This window comes from Nocardia barduliensis, assembly GCF_013315795.1.
GTDB lineage: Bacteria > Actinomycetota > Actinomycetes > Mycobacteriales > Mycobacteriaceae > Nocardia > Nocardia barduliensis.
In genome coordinates this window covers 47,004-67,787 of the sequence record NZ_JABLTE010000001.1, presented here as the reverse complement: position 1 = coordinate 67,787, position 20,784 = coordinate 47,004, and the positions used below count along the sequence as shown (strand labels likewise).

The 20,784-nt window shown below is 70.6% G+C and carries 20 protein-coding genes; 14 read left to right on the top strand and 6 right to left on the bottom strand.

Annotated elements, in window-relative coordinates; genetic code table 11:
* Nucleotides 1-44 precede the first annotated feature (44 nt).
* From HOV91_RS00345 to HOV91_RS00330, 4 genes are all read right to left on the bottom strand, one after another.
* Nucleotides 45-974 (bottom strand): RNA polymerase sigma-70 factor, encoded by a 930-nt coding sequence (locus HOV91_RS00345; protein WP_174183362.1) that lies wholly within the window; start codon nucleotides 972-974, stop codon nucleotides 45-47.
* 125 nt (nucleotides 975-1,099) lie between these two features.
* Nucleotides 1,100-2,017: a CDP-alcohol phosphatidyltransferase family protein gene (locus tag HOV91_RS00340; protein WP_174183521.1), complete on the bottom strand. Its 918-nt coding sequence runs from the start codon at nucleotides 2,015-2,017 to the stop codon at nucleotides 1,100-1,102.
* On the bottom strand, nucleotides 2,017-2,745 hold the full coding sequence (locus tag HOV91_RS00335) for a phosphatidylserine decarboxylase (RefSeq protein ID WP_174183361.1): 729 nt from the start codon (nucleotides 2,743-2,745) through the stop codon (nucleotides 2,017-2,019). The genes HOV91_RS00340 and HOV91_RS00335 overlap by 1 nt, the downstream gene beginning before the upstream one ends.
* Before the next feature lie 103 nt (nucleotides 2,746-2,848).
* On the bottom strand, nucleotides 2,849-3,121 hold the full coding sequence (locus tag HOV91_RS00330) for a GlsB/YeaQ/YmgE family stress response membrane protein (protein WP_174183520.1): 273 nt from the start codon (nucleotides 3,119-3,121) through the stop codon (nucleotides 2,849-2,851).
* Between the two features lie 219 nt (nucleotides 3,122-3,340).
* Here HOV91_RS00330 and HOV91_RS00325 point away from each other — a divergent pair, with 219 nt between their 5' ends.
* A complete protein-coding gene (locus HOV91_RS00325; protein ID WP_174183360.1) occupies nucleotides 3,341-4,369 on the top strand; it encodes a beta-ketoacyl-ACP synthase III in 1,029 nt (342 codons plus the stop codon).
* Between the two features lie 102 nt (nucleotides 4,370-4,471).
* Here the strand turns inward: HOV91_RS00325 and HOV91_RS00320 are convergent, their stop codons facing one another.
* Nucleotides 4,472-4,927 carry an SRPBCC family protein gene (locus HOV91_RS00320; RefSeq protein WP_174183359.1) on the bottom strand — a complete coding sequence of 152 codons (456 nt, stop codon included), beginning with the start codon at nucleotides 4,925-4,927 and terminating at the stop codon, nucleotides 4,472-4,474.
* 206 nt (nucleotides 4,928-5,133) lie between these two features.
* Between HOV91_RS00320 and HOV91_RS00315 the strand changes: the two genes are divergently transcribed.
* The 13 genes from HOV91_RS00315 (at nucleotide 5,134) to mnhG (ending at nucleotide 19,367) form a co-directional block, all read left to right on the top strand.
* Entirely contained in the window at nucleotides 5,134-5,331 is a 198-nt protein-coding gene (locus HOV91_RS00315) for a hypothetical protein (RefSeq protein WP_174183358.1), read from the top strand.
* Nucleotides 5,332-5,384: 53 nt separating this feature from the next.
* Nucleotides 5,385-7,052 carry an NAD(P)/FAD-dependent oxidoreductase gene (locus tag HOV91_RS00310; protein WP_174183357.1) on the top strand — a complete coding sequence of 556 codons (1,668 nt, stop codon included), beginning with the start codon at nucleotides 5,385-5,387 and terminating at the stop codon, nucleotides 7,050-7,052.
* 13 nt (nucleotides 7,053-7,065) lie between these two features.
* Nucleotides 7,066-8,568, top strand: coding sequence for an ATP-binding protein (locus HOV91_RS00305; RefSeq protein WP_174183356.1), 1,503 nt, complete (start codon nucleotides 7,066-7,068; stop codon nucleotides 8,566-8,568).
* On the top strand, nucleotides 8,565-8,918 hold the full coding sequence (locus HOV91_RS00300; protein WP_174183355.1) for a UBP-type zinc finger domain-containing protein: 354 nt from the start codon (nucleotides 8,565-8,567) through the stop codon (nucleotides 8,916-8,918). Before HOV91_RS00305 ends, HOV91_RS00300 begins: the two co-directional genes overlap by 4 nt.
* 73 nt (nucleotides 8,919-8,991) lie before the next feature.
* Entirely contained in the window at nucleotides 8,992-9,432 is a 441-nt protein-coding gene (locus tag HOV91_RS00295; RefSeq protein WP_174183354.1) for a hypothetical protein, read from the top strand.
* Nucleotides 9,433-9,507: 75 nt separating this feature from the next.
* Nucleotides 9,508-11,775: an AAA family ATPase gene (locus HOV91_RS00290; RefSeq protein ID WP_174183353.1), complete on the top strand. Its 2,268-nt coding sequence runs from the start codon at nucleotides 9,508-9,510 to the stop codon at nucleotides 11,773-11,775.
* Between the two features lie 128 nt (nucleotides 11,776-11,903).
* Nucleotides 11,904-13,211 (top strand): hypothetical protein, encoded by a 1,308-nt coding sequence (locus HOV91_RS00285; protein ID WP_174183352.1) that lies wholly within the window; start codon nucleotides 11,904-11,906, stop codon nucleotides 13,209-13,211.
* 107 nt (nucleotides 13,212-13,318) lie between these two features.
* Complete coding sequence (locus HOV91_RS00280; protein ID WP_174183351.1) at nucleotides 13,319-16,222, top strand: Na+/H+ antiporter subunit A; 2,904 nt, start codon at nucleotides 13,319-13,321, stop codon at nucleotides 16,220-16,222.
* Nucleotides 16,219-16,596 carry a Na(+)/H(+) antiporter subunit C gene (locus HOV91_RS00275; RefSeq protein ID WP_174183350.1) on the top strand — a complete coding sequence of 126 codons (378 nt, stop codon included), beginning with the start codon at nucleotides 16,219-16,221 and terminating at the stop codon, nucleotides 16,594-16,596. The genes HOV91_RS00280 and HOV91_RS00275 overlap by 4 nt, the downstream gene beginning before the upstream one ends.
* Nucleotides 16,593-18,206 carry a Na+/H+ antiporter subunit D gene (locus HOV91_RS00270; protein WP_174183349.1) on the top strand — a complete coding sequence of 538 codons (1,614 nt, stop codon included), beginning with the start codon at nucleotides 16,593-16,595 and terminating at the stop codon, nucleotides 18,204-18,206. The genes HOV91_RS00275 and HOV91_RS00270 overlap by 4 nt, the downstream gene beginning before the upstream one ends.
* Nucleotides 18,203-18,778 carry a Na+/H+ antiporter subunit E gene (locus tag HOV91_RS00265; RefSeq protein ID WP_174183348.1) on the top strand — a complete coding sequence of 192 codons (576 nt, stop codon included), beginning with the start codon at nucleotides 18,203-18,205 and terminating at the stop codon, nucleotides 18,776-18,778. The genes HOV91_RS00270 and HOV91_RS00265 overlap by 4 nt, the downstream gene beginning before the upstream one ends.
* Complete coding sequence (locus tag HOV91_RS00260; RefSeq protein ID WP_174183347.1) at nucleotides 18,775-19,035, top strand: monovalent cation/H+ antiporter complex subunit F; 261 nt, start codon at nucleotides 18,775-18,777, stop codon at nucleotides 19,033-19,035. Before HOV91_RS00265 ends, HOV91_RS00260 begins: the two co-directional genes overlap by 4 nt.
* Nucleotides 19,032-19,367, top strand: a complete 336-nt coding sequence (gene mnhG, locus HOV91_RS00255) for a monovalent cation/H(+) antiporter subunit G (RefSeq protein ID WP_174183346.1) — start codon at nucleotides 19,032-19,034, stop codon at nucleotides 19,365-19,367. The genes HOV91_RS00260 and mnhG overlap by 4 nt, the downstream gene beginning before the upstream one ends.
* An 11-nt stretch (nucleotides 19,368-19,378) precedes the next feature.
* Here the strand turns inward: mnhG and HOV91_RS00250 are convergent, their stop codons facing one another.
* Nucleotides 19,379-20,737: a phosphatase PAP2 family protein gene (locus HOV91_RS00250; protein ID WP_174183345.1), complete on the bottom strand. Its 1,359-nt coding sequence runs from the start codon at nucleotides 20,735-20,737 to the stop codon at nucleotides 19,379-19,381.
* Nucleotides 20,738-20,784 lie beyond the last annotated feature (47 nt).

Here is a 20,784-nt window from a genome sequence, read left to right as displayed (position 1 = left end):
CGGACAGGCCCCCGGAACCTGACAGACCACAGTCGTGAAGCGCGTCACAGGGGGCGGCGACGCCGCTCCGGCAGCGCGCCGACCTCGCCGTCCGACCCGGTGGACCGGGCGAGATACGACAGCTTCTCCGGATTGACGATCAACCGCAGCGCGGTGACCACTCCGTCGGCCATATCGATACCCACCACGACCAGCGGCGCGCCGTCCACCCGCGCGACCGCGGCGGGGGCGCCGTTGACCTCTTCCACCAGCAGCCGCATCCCGGGCACCTCCCAGCGCAGCAGGCCCGCCAGGTAGCGCGCCACCTGCTTCGCGCCGAGCACCGGCCGCCGCGCCGCGTTGACCCGGCCGCCGCCGTCGGCGGTCGCGCTCGCGTCGGCGGCGAGCATCCGCTCCAGCGCCTCGATGTCGCCGTCGCGCGCCGCCTTCAGGAACCGCTCGACCAGTTCGTTGGCGTGCTCGGCCGGGAAACCGAAGCGGGCCCGGCCTTCTCGCACGCGCTGGCCCGCCCGGCGGAAGATCTGCTGGGAGTTCGTCTCGGTCACGTCGAGCATGTCGGCGATCTCGCGGTGGGCGTAGCCGAAGGCCTCGCGCAGCACGAAGACGGCGCGTTCGACCGGGGTGAGCCGCTCCAGCGCGGCCAGCAGCGCCAGCGAGACCAGTTCGCGCTCCTCGACGGTCTCCAGCGGGCCGAGTTCGCCGCGCGCGGTCGGCACCGGCTCGGGCAGCCACGGCCCGACGTAGGTCTCCCGCCTGGCCCGCGCCGAAACCAACCAGTTGCGGCACAGATTCGTCAGGGCGGTGGTCAACCAGGCTTCGGCGGAACGGATTTGGGCGCGGTCGGCGCCGTCCCAGCGCAGATAGGTCTCCTGCACCGCGTCCTCGGCCTCGGTGGCCGAGCCGAGCATCCGGTAGGCGAGCGCGAAAAGCCGCGGTCGATGCCCCTCGAATTCCCGCAATTCGTCCGGCTCCATAGCCACCTTCCTCCACCCCGGCCGACGGCTACGACCGTACCGCTCCCTGCCGACCGCGCGGGAGTGCCGGTGCGCCGATCCGGTCACACGGCGAAGGTGACGACTCCGATCCGCCGAGCCCGCCGCTAGCGCTCGGCGCCCGGCGGCGGATGACCGTTCTGGCGCTGCTTCGCCCCAGGTCGGCGCAGGCGCAGCCGCGCCGACGAGCCGCGAATGGCCGGTCGCCGGATCGCGGGCAGCCGCCGGGAGGCCCGGCGTTGCGCCCGCCGCTCGGCGGGTTTGTGCGTCCAGGTCTCCGGGCGCGCGGCCACCCAGCGCTGGGAATGCCAGGCGAACGGAATATGACCCAGGTACAGCGCGACCAGCACCAGCAGCAGCACGATCGGGTAGGTGACCAGCGCCGCCGCGGCCAGCGCGACCAGCACCAGCAGCCCCGCCGCGGCCTGCGGCGCCACCGACACCGACTTCATGGCCAGCGTCGGGATGGTGCTGACGCACAGCGCGGCCGCGAACACCGTCCACGCCGCGACTTCGTAGAAGCCGACCCACCAGCCGTCGCCGAACTGCACCAGCAGCGCCACCGGCACCATCGCGATGAGCGCACCCGCCGGAGCGGGCACGCCGACGAAGTACTCCCGCGCCCAGTCCGGCCGGGTGTCGTCGTCCATCAGGGTGTTGAACCGGGCCAGGCGCAGCACGATGCTCACCGCGAACAGCAGCGCGACGATCCAGCCCACGCTGTTGCTGCTGAGCAGGGTCACGTACAGGACGAGCGCGGGCGCGACGCCGAAGGAGATGGCATCCGACAGCGAATCCAGCTCGGCGCCCATCTTCGTGGTGGCGTCGAGCATCCTGGCCAGCCTGCCGTCGAGGGTGTCCAGCACGGCCGCGGCGCCGATCATGGCCAGCGCGATGCCGAGCTTGCCGTCGAGGCCGAATTTCACCGCCGACAGCCCGGCGCACAGCGCCAGGATGGTGACGATGCTGGGCAGCAGCCGGACGCTCCGCCTGCGGCGCCGCTGGGTGGGTACCGCCGCTTCCATCACGAGTCGGCGGTTGCGCCGAGCACGGCGAGCACGGTCTCACCGCCGATGGTGCGCTGACCGGGCTGCACGAGTAGTTCGGTGCCCGGGGGGAAGTACGTGTCGACTCGCGAGCCGAAGCGGATCAGGCCGTAGGTGTCGCCGATGGTCAGCACGTCGCCGACCTGGGCGTCGCAGACGATGCGCCGCGCGAGCAGCCCGGCGATCTGCACCACGACGATCCGGCTGCCCTCCGGCGTCTCCAGCACCATGGTGTTGCGCTCGTTCACCGAGCTCGCCTCGGGCAGGTCCGCGGAACGGAACTGGCCGGGCTGGTGCAGCACCGTGCGCACGATGCCGGAGACCGGCGTGCGCTGCACGTGGACGTCGAGCACGGACAGGAAGATGCTGACCCGGGGCAGCGGCTCGTCGCCGAGACCCAGCTCGGCCGGGGGAGCGGCGGTGTCGACCAAGGCGATCTCGCCGTCGGCGGGGGCGACCACGACGCCCGGCCGGTTCGGCGGCACGCGATGCGGATGACGGAAGAAGGTCGCGCACGCCGCCGCGGCGAACAAACCCATGCGCCGCACCCAGGTGCGCTTGCCGCCGACGACGGCGACCGCCAAGGGTGCGGCGACGAACGGGAGCCCGGCGGGATGCAACGGAGGGATCGTGTTGCGGACCAGGTCGACGACGTGGCCGACTCCGGTGCGTTCAGGCGTGCCGGGCGGGGTGGGACGGCGGGCCACAGGCTCCTCTTTCGTGCTCGATGCAAACGGGTTGCGCCTCCTCAACGATAGGACGGGCGCAAGCGTTCACACCTTACGGGAAAGGAGCCCGTGGCACGCGGGGTCAGGACCGCACTCGTGCGCCGGTGACCAGTCGCACCAGGAACAACAGGATGACGGCACCGCCCAGGCAGGTGAAGAAGCTGAACCAGAGGCCGCCGCCCTCGACGTCGACGCCGAGCAGCTTGAGCAGGAACCCACCGAGCAGACCGCCGATCACGCCGACCACGATGTTCAGCAGAATGCCCTGCTGAGCGTCCGTCTTCATGAACTTGCTGGCGATCCATCCGGCCAGACCGCCGATGATGATCCATCCGATAATCCCGAGACCGAGCATGGTGTCCTCGCATCCTAGTTGGGCCACGCCTCGTGCAGCAGTGGCGTGCGTGGACGAGATACCCACCGATTGTCGGAATACGCGCGGCGAATGAGCGACTTTCGGGCTAATATGAGGAAGCCTCATGTCTATCCACCGATGGACAGGGGCTGATGAGGACCGATTTCGTTGCTTCGGGGAACACCCGGCGGCGCCGCCGCAGGTACATAGGAGACGCAGATGGCTGCTCGAATCGCCCAGACCACGGGGGCTGAGCACACGGCGCTTCTCGGGCTCGGCGTTTACCGCCCTGCTCGAGTGGTCACCAATGACGAGGTGGCAGGTCCGATCAACTCCAGTGACGAGTGGATCCGCACCAGGTCGGGCATCAGGACCAGGCGGTTCGCCGACGAATCGGAGACGATTCAGAGCATGAGCGTCGCCGCCGCGCGCGGCGCGCTGGAGTCTTCGGGTATCGCGGTCGACCAGGTCGATTGCGTGATCGTTGCTACCTCGACCCATCTGTTGCTGACCCCGGCCGCCGCCCCGCGCATCGCCACCGAACTCGGCATGAACGGCGCCGCCGCCTTCGACGTCTCGGCCGGCTGCGCGGGCTTCTGCCACTCGATCGCGCTGGCGTCGGATCTGGTTCGGGCCGGTACCGCCGCGCATGTGCTCGTGATCGGCGTGGAGAAACTCACGAACACGGTGAACCCGACCGACCGCTCCACCGCCTTCCTTTTCGCCGACGGCGCGGGCGCGGTGATCGTGGGCCCCTCCGACGAGCCGGGCATCGGCCCCACCGTGTGGGGCTCGGACGGCACCCAGCACCACGCCATCCGGCAGGACAAGGACTGGATGGAGTACTTCCACGAGATCGACGAGAAGGGCTTGGACGCGGTGCGGCCCTATCTGGCCATGGAAGGCACCGCGGTGTTCCGCTGGGCCGCGCACTCGCTGGAGAAGGTGTGCCGCGACGCCATCGACCGGGCGGGCCTGTCCCCCGACGACCTGGACGCGATGATCCCGCACCAGGCCAACGGCCGGATCATCGAGATCATGGCCCGGGTGCTGAAGCTGCCCGAGCACTGCGCGCTCGCCAACGACATCGAGGAGGCGGGTAACACTTCGGCCGCCTCGATCCCGCTGGCCATGGAGGCGTTGCTGCGCAAGGGTGAGTCGAAGCCGGGCGATACGGCGCTGCTCATCGCGTTCGGCGCAGGCCTCTCCTACGCGGCGCAGGTCGTGAGCCTGCCCGACTGGAAGTAACTCCACGCTCGCCGCGGTGCCGGTCACGGCCTCCCGTGACACCGCCGCGGCGAGCGTCGCGTGACTTGCGCGACCCGCGGCGAACGGGTCACCGCACGGCGCTCAGGCGCGCGCCTCGACCGCCTTCTTGATCTTGCCCAGCGTCTCGTTCATGCCGCGCACCAGCACCTCCTCGAACGACGTCTCGCCACCGAGCACGGCGTCGATCGCCTTCCGGGAGAACCAGCTGGTGCCGTTGGGCACGTCCCGCCGCTCGATCAGGCGCGTGCCGGACTCGGTCGGCTCCAGGGTGTAGCTCCATACCGTCCGGTTCTCGTTGATCCGGAAGGCGAACGCCCGGTTCGGCTCGACCCGCACGATGCGCCCGGTGGTCGGCCAGTACTTCTTGCCGTCCCGGTTGAAGTTGATCGTCCAGGTGCCCGCCTTCAGGGCGCCGAGCGCCGTCATGCGCACGCACTGTGGGCTGAACTCCGGCATCCGCTTCAGATCGGAGACCACCGCCCACACCCGCTCCGGGGGCGCGGCGATGTCGATGGTGGCTTCGAGATTCTTCGGCAACGCTGCCTCCGGGGTACGAGCGACGGACCGATGGCCGGTTGTCCGAACGCGGGTGGACTTTGCGCGCACATTCTAGACAGAACGACAGTTGCGTCACATTTTCGCTACCGCCGCAGCGGCCGCTGTAATGCGCGGCGCACAATCGCAGATAGATCAAGCACAGACACTGCCTCCAACTTTCGGCGTCAAACGTGAGGTGATCGGCCGTGAAACTGCGCTCCCTGCTGCATAGGCGACCCGCCGACCGGGTTCCGCTACTGCCCGCCATCGAGCCCGAGGACGGGCGAAGATTCCGCGGCACGACGGCATTACCGCGCACCGCCCGCGCGGCCGCGCAGGAAGAACGACTGGAGCGCCTGCTCACTCCGCGTGAGCTCGATCTCGTCCGGCACCATCGGCTCTGAGCCCTGGGCGAACGCCCACGACAGACCGCACCGACAGGCTCCATACTCGTCAGGTGAGTTCACCCGCTGCTACGAAACCGGCCATCCTGAGCGTCGATGACGATCCGGGCGTTTCCCGTGCGGTCGTGCGCGACCTGCGCCGCCGGTACGGCGCCGATTACCGGATTCTGCGCGCGGAATCGGGTGCGCAGGCGCTGGAGGCGCTGCGCGAGATGAAGCTGCGCGGCCAGCCGGTCGCGGTGTTGATCGCCGACTATCGGATGCCGGGCATGGACGGCATCGAATTCCTGGAGCAGGCGATGGACCTGCACCCCTACGCGCGCCGCGTGCTGCTGACCGCCTATGCCGACACGAACGCGGCGATCGACGCGATCAATGTCGTCGACTTGGACCATTACCTGCTCAAGCCGTGGGACCCGCCGGAGGAGAAGCTCTACCCGGTGCTGGACGGCCTGCTGGAGGCCTGGCGTGGCAGCGAGCATCGGCCGGTCACCGAGACCAAGGTGATCGGCAATCGCTGGTCGCCGCGGTCGTCGCAGGTGCGCGAGTTCCTGGCGCGCAACCAGCTGCCCTACCGGTGGTACCTGGCCGACGAGCCCGAGGGCGCGCGCCTGCTGGAGGCGGCGGGGGCCGACCCGGAGCGATGTCCGGTGGTGATCACCTCGGCCGGGGAGGCGCTCGTGCAGCCCTCCGACAGCGAACTGGCCCAGAACGTCGGCCTGACCGTCGCTCCGGCGGGCGAGTTCTACGACCTGATCGTGGTCGGCGGCGGTCCCGCCGGTCTCGGCGCGGCGGTCTACGGCGCGTCCGAGGGGCTGCGCACCGTGCTCGTGGAGCGCACCGCGACCGGCGGGCAGGCCGGGCAGAGTTCGCGCATCGAGAACTACCTCGGCTTCCCCGACGGCCTTTCCGGCGCCCAGCTGGCCGATCGGGCGCGGCGGCAGGCCGCGAAATTCGGCGCCGAGGTGGTCACCACGCGCGAGGTGGTGGCGCTGGAGGTCAACGGGTCCGCCCGCACCGTGCGGTTCGCCGACGGCGGCAGCCTGTGCGCGCACACCGTGATCATCGCGACCGGCGTCGACTATCGCCGCCACCCGGCGCCGGGCGTCGACGACTTCACCGGGCGCGGTGTGTACTACGGCTCGGCCATGACCGAGGCGTCCGAATGCGCCGATCGCGAGGTCTACATCGTGGGCGGCGCGAACTCCGCGGGACAGGCCGCGGTGTTCCTGTCCCGCCACGCGCGCACCGTGCACCTGCTGGTCCGGGCGGATTCGCTGGAGCAGTCCATGTCGCACTACCTGATCCAGCAGATCGCGCAGATCGGCAATATCGAGGTGCACACCAACACCGAGGTGGTCGCCGCCGACGGCGACGATCACCTGCAACAGATCGTGCTGCGCGACAACCGGACCGGCGCCGAGGAGAAGGCCGACGCCGAGCGGCTGTTCCTGTTCATCGGCGCCGCGCCGCAGACCGAGTGGCTCGACAGCGTCGTCTTGCGCGACGAAGCGGGTTACGTGCTCGCCGGGCCGGACCTGATGGTCGACGGCGCCCGCCCCGCGGGCTGGGAGCTGTCCCGGCCACCGCACCATCTGGAGACGAGCGTGCCCGGTGTGTTCGTGGCGGGCGACGTGCACGCCGAGTCGGCCAAGCGCGTCGCCTCCGCCGTCGGGGAGGGCGCGATGGCCGTCATGCTCGTCCACCGTTATCTCGCGTGACCAGGAGGCCGCAATGACTTCGAACCAGACCGCGGGCCGCAGCAGCAGAACGGTGTGCGACCCCGCCGAGCTGCGCACCCTGTTCCTGTTCGAGAAGCTGAACGACGAGCAGCTGGAATGGCTGTGCGCCGACGGCCGGATCGAGACCATCGAACCCGGCCTCGTCTTCCGCGAGGGCGACCCGGCCACCTGCTTCTACGTGCTGATGGACGGCGAGGTGGTGCTCACCAAGCAGTCCGCGGGCGCGGAGATCGAGCTGGTCCGCACCGAGCACCACGGCTCCTACGCGGGCGCCTGGATGTCCTACATCGGCGACAAGGTCGACCAGACCTACAGCGGCTCGATGTACGTGACGCGGCCGTCGCGGTTCTACGTGCTGGACGCCGAGGTCTTCGCCCGGATGATGCACGAGTGGTTCCCGATGGCCGTGCACCTGCTGGAGGGCGTGTTCTTCGGCAACCGCAACACCAACGCGCGCATCGGTGAGCGCGAACGGCTGCTCGCGCTCGGTTCGCTGTCGGCGGGCCTGACCCACGAGTTGAACAATCCGGCCGCCGCCGCGGTGCGCGCCACCGCGGGCTTGCGCGAACGGGTCGCGGGCATGCGGCACAAGCTGGCGATGATGGCGGAGGGCAAGTTCGATCCGTCGTCGCTGGGGGCGTTGGTGCGCATGCAGGAAGAGGCGGCCGCACAGGTCGCGAAGGCGCCGGAACTCTCGCCGATGGAGGCAGCCGACCGCGAGGACATGCTCGGGGAATGGCTGGAGGAGCACGGCATCGCCGACGCCTGGAACCTCGCGCCGAACTTCGTGCAGGCCGGATTCGACACCGACTGGCTGGAACGGGTGGCCGCCACCCTGGAGGGCGCTCCGGAGCAGGTGTTCCAGGGCGCCATTCGCTGGCTGAACTACACCATCGAGACCGAACTGCTGATGAACGAGATCGGTGACTCGACCACGCGCATCTCCTCGCTGGTCGGCGCCGCGAAGCAGTACTCGCAGATGGACCGGGCGCCGTTCCAGGTGGTCGACATCCACGAACTGCTCGACAGCACGCTGGTGATGCTCAGCCGCAAGATCGGCGACGGGGTGCGCGTGGTGAAAGAGTACGACCGCACCCTGCCGCAGGTGCCCTGCTACGCCGCCGAACTCAACCAGGTGTGGACCAACCTGATCGACAACGCGGTGTACGCGATGAACGGCGCAGGCACCTTGAGCATCCGCACCAGGCTCGAGAAGGACTGCGCGGTCGTGGAGATCGGCGACACCGGTCCCGGCATCGCGCCGGAGGCGCGCAACCGGATCTTCGAACCGTTCTTCACCACCAAGCCGATGGGCGAGGGCACCGGCCTCGGACTGGACATCTCGTTCCGCATCGTGGTCAACAAGCACAACGGCGACATCCGGGTGGACTCCGAGCCGGGCGACACCAGGTTCACCGTCTGGCTGCCGCTGCACCGCCCCGAACAGGAGCAGCTCGACGGCGCCACTCCCGCGAACACGGAAGGACAGTCATGACCGAGGAAATCGCGGGCATCGATCCCGCCGTGCCGCCCAGCGGCCCCGGCTGCGCGGAGTGCGAGCAGAACTCGGGGTGGTGGGTGCACCTGCGCCGCTGCGCCCAGTGCGGGCATGTCGGCTGCTGCGACACCTCCCCCGCGCAGCACGCGACCGGGCACGCGAAGAGCACCGGTCACCCGTTCATCCAGAGTTTCGAGCCGGGCGAGGACTGGTACTACAACTTCGAGACCGCGCAGATGTACACCGAAGGGCCGGAGCTGGCGCCGCCGCACAGTCATCCGGCTGATCAGGGCGTGCCCGGCCCGCGCGGACGCGTTCCCGCGGATTGGCGGGCACACATCCACTGATCCCCGGACAACCGGTACGCTGCTGCGAACGCCGGGGCCTCCGGCGCCACGATCCACCCGGGGAAAGCACGGTATGAAACGAACTTCCGCCATCGTCCTGGCCGTCGGGACGGTGGGTTTCCTGCTGGCAGGCTGCGGCGGAGCGGACGAGTCCACCGACGCGAACGGTTTGCGCAAGGGCTCCGCGAGCACGACCGCGTCCGCCTCGGCCGCGCGCACCACGACCGCTCCCGGCACCGCGACGCCGGACACCCCGGCGGACACGGACGCCCCGACCACGACGAAGCAGAGCGACGCCGCGCTCGGGCCTGCGTCCAGCACCACCTGCGGTGAGTTCCGGAAACTGGACACCGACGGTGAGAAGGCGCTGATCGAGCAGATCCTCGCGGAGAACCCCGGCGGCCGGTTCGAGGGCAGCCCGAACGTCGCGCTGGGCACGGCCAAGCTGGTGTGCCTGTCGCCGAGCGTCGCCGACACCTCGGTCGCGATCGCCGCGGGAATCGTGGCGAAATAGCCCGGCGATCCGGTTCGACCGGCCCCGGAACGACGAACCGTGACCGATGGCGGGCCTGCGCGGCAGAATGGCACAGTGGCAGAACTGGCACTCACCGCCCGCTTGAATCCCTCCGCCGCCGACGCCCGGCGCGGGGTGGTCCGGCTGCATCCGGAGGCGCTGACCGCACTGGGATTGCGGGAGTGGGACGGCATCATGCTGGTCGGCTCACGCCGCACGGCCGCGGTGGTCGGCGTAGCGCGCCAGGGCACGCCGGCCGGGGTCGCCCTGCTCGATGACGTCACGCTGTCCAATGCCGGATTGCGCGAAGACGCCACCGTGGTGATTTCCCCCGCGACGGTCTACGGCGCGAAACAGATCACGGTGAGCGGCTCGGTGCACGCCACCCGGACGATTCCGGCCGCGACCTTGCGGCAGGCGCTGCTCGGGAAGGTCGTCACGGTCGGCGACGCGGTCTCGCTGTTGCCGCGCGACCTGGGCCCGGACATCAGCTCCACGGCGGCCACCCAGGCGTTGTCGCGCACCTTCGGCATCGCCTGGACCACGGAGTTGCTCACCGTCACCGGCACCGATCCGCGCGGGCCGGTGAGCGTGCAGCCGAATACCGCCGTCGTCTGGGGCGCGGGAGCGGTCGCCGCGCGCGACGCCGCCGATCTCGCCTCGGCCGGAACACCGATCCCGGTGGGCGAGGCCTCGCGCGGCGCCATCGAAGCGGCCGTCTTCGACACGGCCGCGGGCACCAACGGCGCCACGATGGGCCGGATCGCGGCGAGCGGGGACGCCACCGCGCGCATCTCGGTCGAAGACCTGGCCGGCGCGCGCAGCCAGGCCGCGAAGCTCGCCGAGTGGCTCAGCCTCGCCTTGGACGAGCCCGAATTGCTGCGCACGCTCGGCGCACGTCCGCACCTCGGCGTGTTGATCACCGGCCCGGCCGGGGTCGGCAAAGCGACGCTGGCCCGCTCGGTCGCGGCGCCGCGGCGGGTGGTCGAGTTGGACGGCCCCAGCATCGGCGCGGCCGAGAGCGGCGCGCGGCTGCGCGTGGTCGCCGAGGCGGTGGCCGATATCGGCTGCGGCAAGGGCGGTGTCCTGCTGATCACCGACATCGACGCACTGCTGCCCGCTGCCGCCGAGCCGGTCGCCACGCTGATCCTCGACCAGTTGCGCGCGGCGATCGCCGAACCCGGCGTCGCGTTCCTCGCCACCACGGCGCACCCCGCCGGGATCGACCAGCGGCTGCGGGCGCCGGACCTGTGCGATCGCGAACTCGCGCTGCCGCTGCCCTCCGCCGCGGTGCGCGCGGCGCTGCTGGAGCAGTTGCTGCGCCGGGTGCCGACCGCCGAGTTGGAACTCGACGAGATCGCCGCCCGCACCCCGGGGTTCGTGGTGTCGGATCTGGCGGCGCTGTGCCGGGAGGCGGCGCTGCGCGCGGCGTCGCGGGCCAGGGAGCAGGGCGAGCCACAGCTCACCCAACCCGACCTGCTCGGCGCGCTCGAGGTGATCCGGCCGCTGTCGCGCTCGGGCATGGAGGAACTCGCCATCGGCAGCCTGGGCCTGGACGACGTCGGCGACATGGCGGAGACCAAGCAGGCACTGACCGAGGCGGTGCTGTGGCCGCTGCGGCACCCGGACTCCTTCGCCCGCCTCGGCATCGAGCCGCCGCGCGGAGTGCTGCTCTACGGCCCGCCCGGCTGCGGCAAGACCTTCCTGGTGCGCGCGCTGGCCGGCAGCGGTCAGCTCAGCGTGCACGCGGTCAAGGGCGCCGAACTGCTGGACCGGTGGGTCGGCTCGTCCGAGCGCGCGGTGCGCGAATTGTTCCAGCGGGCGCGCGATTCCGCGCCGTCGCTGATCTTCCTGGACGAGGTGGACGCGCTGGCCCCGCGCCGCGGCCAGAGCACCGACTCCGGTGTCGGCGACCGGGTGGTCGCGGCACTGCTCACCGAACTCGACGGCGTGGAACCGCTGCGTGACGTGGTGGTGCTCGGCGCGACCAACCGGCCGGAGCTGATCGACCCGGCGCTGCTGCGGCCGGGCAGGCTGGAACGCCTGGTGTTCGTTCCGCCGCCGGACGCCCTCGCCCGGCGGGAGATCCTGCGCACGGCGGGCCGCGCGGTGCCGCTGGCCGACGATGTCGACCTGGACGCGCTCGCCGAGGAGCTCGACGGCTACTCCGCCGCGGACTGCGCGGCACTGCTGCGCGAGTCCGCGCTCGCGGCGATGCGCCGGGACGTGCACGCGGCCGACGTCACCGCGGCCGACGTGCTGGCCGCCCAGGCGGTGGTGCGGCCCTCGCTCGACCCGTCGCAGATCGACACGCTGCGCCGGTACGCCGACAGTCGCGGCTAGCGGAGGACGAAACTCCAGCCAATCTTCAGCAATTCGCCTTGAGCCGCAACTTTCCCGTTGGAGACATTTAAAGGCGAATTCCTGGCAATCACCAGATCGCGCGCGCACCACGGGTATGTTCGACAATCGTGCGCAGGGTCAGGGTCGGCGAGATCGTCGACGCGACCACGGCCTTCACCGGAGCCGCGGTCGCGGGCGTCACGCTGTTCCTGCCGGTCACCGTCGGAGCGCACGGCCAGTCCACGTCGTACCGGATCGCCGGCCTGCTCAACAGCGTGCCGCGCAGCGCGGCGCTGGGGGTGATCGTCGCCGTGGCGGTCGCCGTGCTGGTCACCACCACCACGCGGCCGCTGACCGGGTGGGCGACGGCGACGGCCGCCGCCGCGGCGCAGCTGGCCAACCACTTCGCCGGACGTCAGGTGTCGACGGCCGAGATGCTCACCACGCAGAACTACATCGACTCGGTGTGCGCCGCGGCGCTGCTCGGCGGGCTGGGGGCCGTCGCGCTGCGCCGCCCGCTGCCCGGCGCGGCGTTCGCGGTGGGCGGCGTCGGGTTCTTCGGCTTCGGCGACCTGGCGGAACTGCTGAACATCAACGCGGACGCGTACGCCGTGCTGGAGACCCCGACGCGGTGGATGATCGGCGCGGCGCTGGCCCTGCTGGTGATCAGCACCTTGCACAACTGGAGGCGCACCGAGGAGCCGAAGACGCCGCGGATGGCGATCGCGCTGCCGGTGGCGCCGATCCTCGCCGCGATGGTGCTCGCGCTGGTGGTCCTGGCAGGCACCGAGTGGCTGGGCCGCCAGTACAGCAAGCTGCCCGCCGAGAGTCACGCGGTCGAGATCGGGATCGTGGTCGCCGCGACGATCGTCAGCGCGACCGCCGCGGCCATGCTGCTGCCCGGCCGCGACGGCACCGGCGTATACCTGGCCGTGAGCCTCACCGCGGCCGTCGACGCCGTGGGTTACGCGGTCCGGCCCGGCTGGACCTCCGCGGTGCTGATCGCCCTGACCGCGGCCGGAGTCGCCATCGGCGCCCGCATGCCATCGGCCGCCCTCGCCATCCTGCTGCTGGCGGGCATCGCGATCTTCGCCATCGTCACCTCGACCTCCGCGGGTACCGCCGCCTTCGCGGTGATCAGCGGCGTCATCGCGTTGACAGCGGGGTACTGCTGCGGCACGGCGCGACCGCACTACGCGCCCAGCGGCGTCCTCGCGATCACCACGCTCTACCTCCCCTCGGCGGTCTCGGTGATGCCGGACAAGTTCAAGGACTGGCGCGAGGACGTGGCGGTACACGACACGACGCCGGGACGGACCGCGCTCGCCATCATCATCGGCAGCGCCGTCGGACTGGTCGTGCTGCGCAAATTCCGGCCGCGCAGCAAGCGTCGAGCAAAAGGGCAAACCGAAAGCGAATCATTAGCGGATATATAGCCGCCAGCTCGTAAGTATGGCGGCCGCCATACCTCTTCCGCGAAAAATTCGGGCTTTACGTAGGATTGTCCCGAACACCCCGCCGCCCCTACCCGACGGAGTGAGGTTTGCTCGTAATCCTGCTCGCCCATGCCGCGGCCGCCTTGACGGCACCGCTGTGGGTGCGGGCACTGGGGCGCAACGCTTTCTACCTGCTGGCTCTGGTGCCGCTCGGCTGTCTCGGCTGGGTGATCGCGAATTGGTCCGAGCCGCAGCGAGTTCACCTGACCTGGGCTCCGAGCATCGCGCTGAACGTCGATCTGCGTTTCGACCCGCTCGCTGCGGTGCTGTGCGCGCTCGTGCTGGGCATCGGAGCGCTGGTCCTGGTGTACTGCGCCGGATACTTCGACGAAGACGAGCCCCGGCTCGGCGTATTCGCCGCCGAGCTGGTCGCGTTCGCCGGCGTGATGTTCGGCCTGGTCACCAGTGACAACATGGTGCTGCTCTACGTGTTCTGGGAAGCGACGACGGTGCTGTCGTTCCTGCTGATCGGGCACAACGCCGAGCAGGCGGCCAGCCGGAGGTCCGCGATCCAGGCGCTGCTGGTGACCGGCGCGGGCGGATTGGCGATGCTGGCCGGGATCGTCGTGCTCGGCACGGCGAACGGCAGCTATCTGCTGTCGGATCTGCTGGCGGCCCAGCCGCCGAGCGGGGTCGCGGTCGATGTCGCGGTCGCGCTGCTGCTGGTGGGCGCGCTGACCAAATCCGCGGTGGTGCCCCTGCATTTCTGGCTGCCCGGCGCGATGGCCGCGCCGACGCCGGTGAGCGCCTACCTGCACGCCGCGGCCATGGTGAAGGCCGGCGTGTACCTGATCGCCCGGCTCGCGCCGGTGTTCGCGCAGAACCCGGTGTGGCATCCGCTGGTGCTCACCCTCGGCCTGGCCTCGATGCTGCTGGCCGGGCTGCGCTCCCTGCAGGTCGTGGACCTGAAACTGGTGCTCGCCTTCGGCACCGTGAGCCAGCTGGGTTTCCTGATCGTGCTGGTCGGCATCGGCACGCCCGCGGCCGCGCTGGCGGGCGTGACGATGATCGTCGCGCACGCGCTGTTCAAAGCATGCCTGTTCCTGGTGGTCGGGATCATCGATCACGGTGCGGGAACCCGCGATCTACGCCGGCTGTCCGGTCTCGGCCGCCGGGCTCCGGTGCTGTACGGCACCGCGATCATCGCCGCGCTCAGCATGGCCGGTATCCCGCCGCTGCTCGGTTTCGTCGGCAAGGAGAGCGCGCTGAGCGCGGTGATGGACGCGGACGTGCTCACCGCGCCCGTACGCGGCGCGGTGCTGGCCTGCGTCGTGCTCGGTTCGATGCTGACGGTCGCTTACAGCATCCGGTTCGTCCAGGGCGCCTTCGCCGACAAGGGTGTCGAAGCGGAGCCCGGTCCCGGGGCCGCACCGTTGGCCCACCACCCGAGCGAAGTACCCATCGCCTCGGAGCAGCCGGAATCCGACGGTCACCGGCGCTGGCACCCGCCGGGCGCTCTTTTCCTGGCGGCGCCGGTGCTTCTCGCCGTCGCGAGCCTGGTGGCCGGTCTGGCGCCGTCCTGGCTCGACACTCGGTTGCGCCCCTATGCCGAAACGCTCACCGGCTCGCCGGCTTCGCATCTCGCGCTGTGGCACGGATTCACCCCTGCCCTGGCCGTGACGCTGCTGATCGTGGCCGTGGGCGTCCTGCTGTACCGGCTGCGCGACCGCTTCCCGGAATCGGCGCGACCGCGCCTGGGCAACGCCGACCGCGCCTACGACGCCACGCTGCGCGCGATGGACACCCTCTCCCTGCGGATGACCGGCGCCGTGCAGCGCGGGTCCTTGCCGCTGAGTCAGGCCGCGATCCTGGTCACGCTGATCGTCCTGCCGACCGGCCTGCTCGCCATCGGCACCCGCACCGGAGTCACGCTGCGCCTGTGGGATTCGCCTCTGCAACTGGCCATCGGCGCGATCATGGCGGTGACCGCCATCGCCGCGACGGTGCTGCGCAACCGATTGGCGAGCGTGCTGGTCGTCGGAGTGACCGGGTATGGCAGCGGTGTGATCTTCGCGCTGCACGGGGCGCCCGATCTGGCCCTCACCCAATTCCTGGTCGAGACACTGACGCTGGTGATCTTCGTCCTCGTCCTGCGCGCCTTCCCCGCGCGGATCGAGGCTCGCCGCAGGACCGCGTTCAAAGTGCGCAGGGCGCTGCTGGCCATGGCGACGGGGACGGTGGTCGCGGTCCTGGCCGGATTCGCCGTCGCGGCCCGTACCGCCGAACCCGTCTGGCCGCTGATCCCCGAGGCCGCCTACGCGTTCGGCGGCGGCAAGAACGCCGTCAACGTCCTGCTCGTCGACCTGCGGGCATGGGACACCCTCGGTGAGATCTCGGTGCTCGTCGTCGCCGCGACCGGCGTGGCCTCATTGGTGTTCCGCAGCAGGCGTTTCGGCAGCGCGCCACGAGCGGCGGACTCGCCCGACTACGATCCGGCGCTGGTGAGCTGGCTGCCCGCGGGCCGGTTGGTCGACCGGGCCGAGCGGTCGATGGTCCTGCAGATCACCACGCGCCTGGTGTTCCCCACCATCATGGTGCTGTCGGTCTACTTCTTCTTCTCCGGCCACAACGCTCCCGGCGGCGGATTCGCGGGCGGGCTCACCGCCGGGCTCGCGCTGACCCTGCGCTATCTCGCCGGTGGCCGCTACGAACTGGGCGAGGCGCTGCCCGTCGACGCGGGCCATGTGCTCGGTGCGGGGCTGCTGCTGGCGGCGGGCACCGCGGTGTCCTCGCTGCTGCTGGGCGCGCCGCCGCTGTCCTCGGCGATCATCGAGGTTTCGCTGCCGGTGGTCGGGCATATCAAGGTGGTCACCGCGCTGCTGTTCGATCTCGGCGTCTATCTCATCGTGGTCGGCCTGGTGCTGGACGTGCTGCGCAGCCTCGGCGCACGGCTGGACAGCGAACTGGCCGACACCGAGGCCACTTCCGCGAAGGACGGTTCCGGCGCATGACGGCCAATCTGACCTTGCTGGTGGTGATCGGCGTCCTGGTCGCCTGCGGCGTCTATCTGATCCTGGAACGCGCGGTATCGAAGATGCTGCTCGGGCTGATCCTGTTCGGCAACGCGGTGAACCTGCTGATCCTCACCGCGGGCGGCGGCGACGGCGAGCCGCCCATCCGGGGCGCCGCAGAGACCGAGGAGATGGCCGACCCGCTCGCGCAGGCGATGGTGCTCACCGCGATCGTGATCACCATGGGCATCGCGGCATTCGTGCTCGCCCTCGCCTACCGCGCCTACATGCTCACCACCAGCGACGACGTCGCGAACGACGAGGAAGACGCGGAGGTCGCCCGGCGGCGGGCCGGAGAGGACCCGGAGACGTGAATTCCGCTCCCGGCCTGCTGCCGAACCTCATACCGCTGCCGGTGCTCGTTCCGCTGCTCGGCGCCGCGGGCACGCTCGTGTTCGGCCGCAGACCCCGCATCCAGAACGCGGTCAGCGTCGGCGCGCTGGCCTGCGTGGTGGTGATCTGCGCTCTGCTGCTGTTCCTGGTCGATCGGGACGGCACCACCGCGTTGCAGGTCGGCAACTGGGCGGCCCCGATCGGCATCACGCTGGTGGTGGACCGGCTCTCGGCGGCGATGCTGCTCGTCTCGTCCATCGTGTTGCTGTCGGTCGCGCTCTACGGCGCGGGTCAGAACATCCGCGACGGCGACGAGCGGCAGCCGACCTCCATCTACCGGCCCACGTATCTCGTGCTGACCGCCGGTGTCTCGGCCGCCTTCCTGGCCGGTGACCTGTTCAACCTCTTCGTGGGTTTCGAGATCCTGCTCGCGGCGTCGTTCGTGCTGCTCACCGTGGGCGCGACCACCGAACGCATCCGCGCGGGCGTGGCGTACGTGATGGTCTCCATGGTCTCGTCGCTGATCTTCCTCACCGGCATCGGGCTGACCTACGCGGCCACCGGGACGCTGAATCTCGCCCACCTCGCGGTGCGGTTCGGCGCCGTGCCGGAGGGCACCCGCACGGCCGTCTTCGCGGTGCTGCTGGTGGCGTTCGGCATCAAGGCCGCCGTGTTCCCGCTGTCGAACTGGCTGCCCGACTCCTATCCGACCGCCCCGGCCCCGGTGACCGCCGTGTTCGCGGGACTGCTCACCAAAGTCGGCGTCTACGCGATCATCCGGACGCACTCGCTGCTGTTCCCCGACGGCGGCTTCGACTCGGTGCTGCTGGTGTGCGGCCTGCTCACCATGCTCGTGGGCATCCTCGGCGCGATCGCGCAGAGCGATATCCGCCGTCTGCTGTCGTTCACACTGGTCAGCCACATCGGATACATGGTGTTCGGGGTCGGGCTGGCCAACGCGGCCGGGCTGGCGGGCGCGGTGTTCTACGTGGCCCACCACATCCTGGTGCAGACCGCGCTGTTCCTGGTGGCCGGACTGATCGAGCGGCAAGCCGGGTCGACCTCGCTGCGCCGGTTGGGCGGGCTCGCCGCGGCCAGCCCGCTGCTGGCCGTGCTGTTCTTAATCCCCGCGCTCAACCTCGGTGGCATTCCCCCGTTCTCGGGGTTCGTCGGCAAGGTGGCGCTGCTGCAGGCGGGCGCCGAGCAGGGCAGTGTGCTGGCCTGGGTGTTGGTGGGCGGCGCTGTGCTCACCAGCCTGCTCACCCTCTACACCGTCGCCCGGGTATGGAGCAAAGCGTTCTGGCGACCGCGCGAAGACGCGCCCGAGGGACATCTCACCGCGGCGAAGCCGCCGACGCTGATCGAGGACACGACCGACGTGCACTACGACGAACGCACCGATCCCGGCCGGATGCCGCCGCTGATGGTGCTGTCCACCGCGGCGCTCGTCGCGGTCGGCCTGTGTCTGTCGGTGCTGGCCGGTCCGATCCTCGCGATCGCCGACCGGGCGGCGATCGACCTGCGCGATCCCGGCGTGTACATCGGTGCGGTGCTCGGCGGCTCACCCGAGCACCCGGGAGGTTCGCGATGAGCGCCGAGCGGACCGGGCGGGGATGGCGACGCGACACGGTGGTCCGGGTCGGCATCCTGGTGTGGCTCACCGTCGTCTGGCTGGCCCTGTGGGGCGATCTCAGCCTCGCGAACCTGCTGGGCGGGCTGCTGGTCGGCGCGCTGATCATGGTGGCGCTGCCGCTGCCGCGGGTGCCGGTGACCGGGCGGCTGAATCCGCTTCCGCTGCTGGAACTGATCGTGGTGAGCGCCTATTACGCGCTGGAGTCGAGTCTCCAGGTCGCCTGGTTCGCGATCCGCCCGGCCGCGACGCCGGTGTCCGGGGTGCTGCGGGTGTACTCGGCCACGCGATCGGATCTGGTGCTGGTGCTGTGGACCGACCTGCTCAACCTGATCCCGGGCACCATGGTGCTGGAGATCGACCGCGGGCGCTGCGTGGTCTACGTACACGTGCTCGACGTGGGCAGCGACGCGGCCGTTGCCGCCTTCTACCGCACCACCCGGCGGCTGGAACGCCTGCTGATCGAAGCGTTCGAACGCCCGACCGGATGGCCGTTCGCCCGGCCGACCACGCCACCGGAGGCTCGAGCGTGACCGCCGTCGCCATCCTCGCCGCCGTCATTCTCACCGCGGCCGCCCTGCTCACGACCTACCGTGTCGTGGTGGGACCGAGCACGCTGGACCGGGTCGTCGCCGTCGACTCGCTGATGGCCATCGCCGCCTCCGGACTGGCCGTGTGGGCGGCCTACAGCGCCGACACCACCGTGCTGCCCGCGATCGTCGCGCTGGCGCTGGTCGGCTTCCTGGGCTCCGCCGCGGTGTCCCGATTCCGGGTGCGGGACGACAAATGAACCTCTGGCAGGTGCTCGCGGGCGCCCTCATCCTGTTCGGCTCGATACTCGCGCTGACCGCCGCGATCGGGATCGTGCGCTTCCCCGACACGCTGACCCGGATGCACGCCGCCACCAAACCGCAGGTCGTCGGGTTGATCCTGGTGCTCGTGGGCGCCGCGATCCAGCTGCGCGGCCACGGCAACGTCTGGGCGCTGGTGCTGGTCGGGCTGTTCACCCTGCTCACCGCCCCGGTGATCGCCCACATCATCGGCCGCACGGCCTACCGTGAGCAGCGCCACCGCGACGGTCTGCTGCGCGTCAACGAACTGCGCGACGACGACGTCGATTAGCCCGACCGGCATCAGGGCGCGGCGGGCTCGACTTCCCGTTCTGCCTGCCGCTCCTGCCGCACCGTCGCGAACCACGTCGCGTGGAACGCCGCCGCCAGTCCGGCCAGCAGCCCGAGCACGACGGTGCCCGCGAGCACCGGGTATTCGGCCATCGGCACGGCGAGGTACCGGTAGGACAGCAGCAGCGCGGCCAGCACGACCGCACCGGAGGCGACCAGCCGAACCCGGAACCATCCCCAGCCGCGCTCCGGCTCGCGCAGCGCCGATTCGACGGTGAGGCACAGCACCGCGCCCGCGACCAGGTCGACGCCGTAGTGGTAACCGAAACCGAGGGTGGCGGCCAGGGTGGCCAGCAGCCAGAACGCGCCGCCCCAGCGCAGCCAGCTCGGAGCGGTCTCGCCGTCGATGCCGCGGCGGGTGTGCAGGAACACCGACAGCGCCCACGCCGTGTGCATGGAGGGCATGCAGTTGCGCGGAACCGCCGCGTCGAACGGCAGCGGCATCGGATTCCGGTCGATCGGCGGCACCACGGCCGGCCAATAGTTCCCCAGTTGCAGCCCGTTGCCGTCCGGGCCGTAGGCGAACATCGGCCCGACAACCGGGAACAGCACATACACCAGGGGACCGATCAGCCCGAGCACCAGGAAGGTCCGCACCAGATAGTGCGACGGCCACCGGCCCGACGACGCCACTCGGCGCAGCTGCCACACAGCCACGACGATGGCCGCCACGGGCAGCTCGATGTAGACCCAGTGCAGCACCGCGTAGACCACCGGCCCGAGCGCGTCGACCGCTCGGCCGAGCACCCAGGACGGGTCGCCCAGCGCGTGGTCGGCCAGCATCACGTACTCGTCCAGCACCGTTGGCTTGCCGATCACGGTGACGTGCAGCCACACGTCGCCGACCTTGGTGGCCAAGATGAGCAACGCGCCGAGCGCGGCCGCGCGCAGCGCGTCGCGCCGTTCGACGCCGGACCAGCGCAGCCAAGCCACCAGCGCGAGGCCGGTCAGCACGAGCACCGGTCCGTTGCCGATCGCGAACGGTTCCCCCGCCAGCAAGCGGGTGCCCGCCCACACCACGTCGACGGCCACCGCGGCGCCGACCGCGAGCACCCGCCGCCGGGCCGAAATGCCCACCAGCGCGAGCACCAGCCCGGCCCAGGGCACCGACATGGATTTGGGTGTGCCGACGTAATCCCGCGCCAGGCTTTCCAGCGGGCCTTCGAATCCCTGCCAGGCGGCGATGCTTTGGAGCGCGATCAGCAGAACCGGCACCGCGGCCACCGCCGCGGTGACCCGAACCCGGGTCTGTGGAACGTGGCGGCTCGGCGCCGCACTTCCTGCTCTGAAACCCGGGTCTTCGACTAGCATCCGACCATAGTAAACGGCGGGTGAACGCCGTCCCCCTGGCCAGCTGA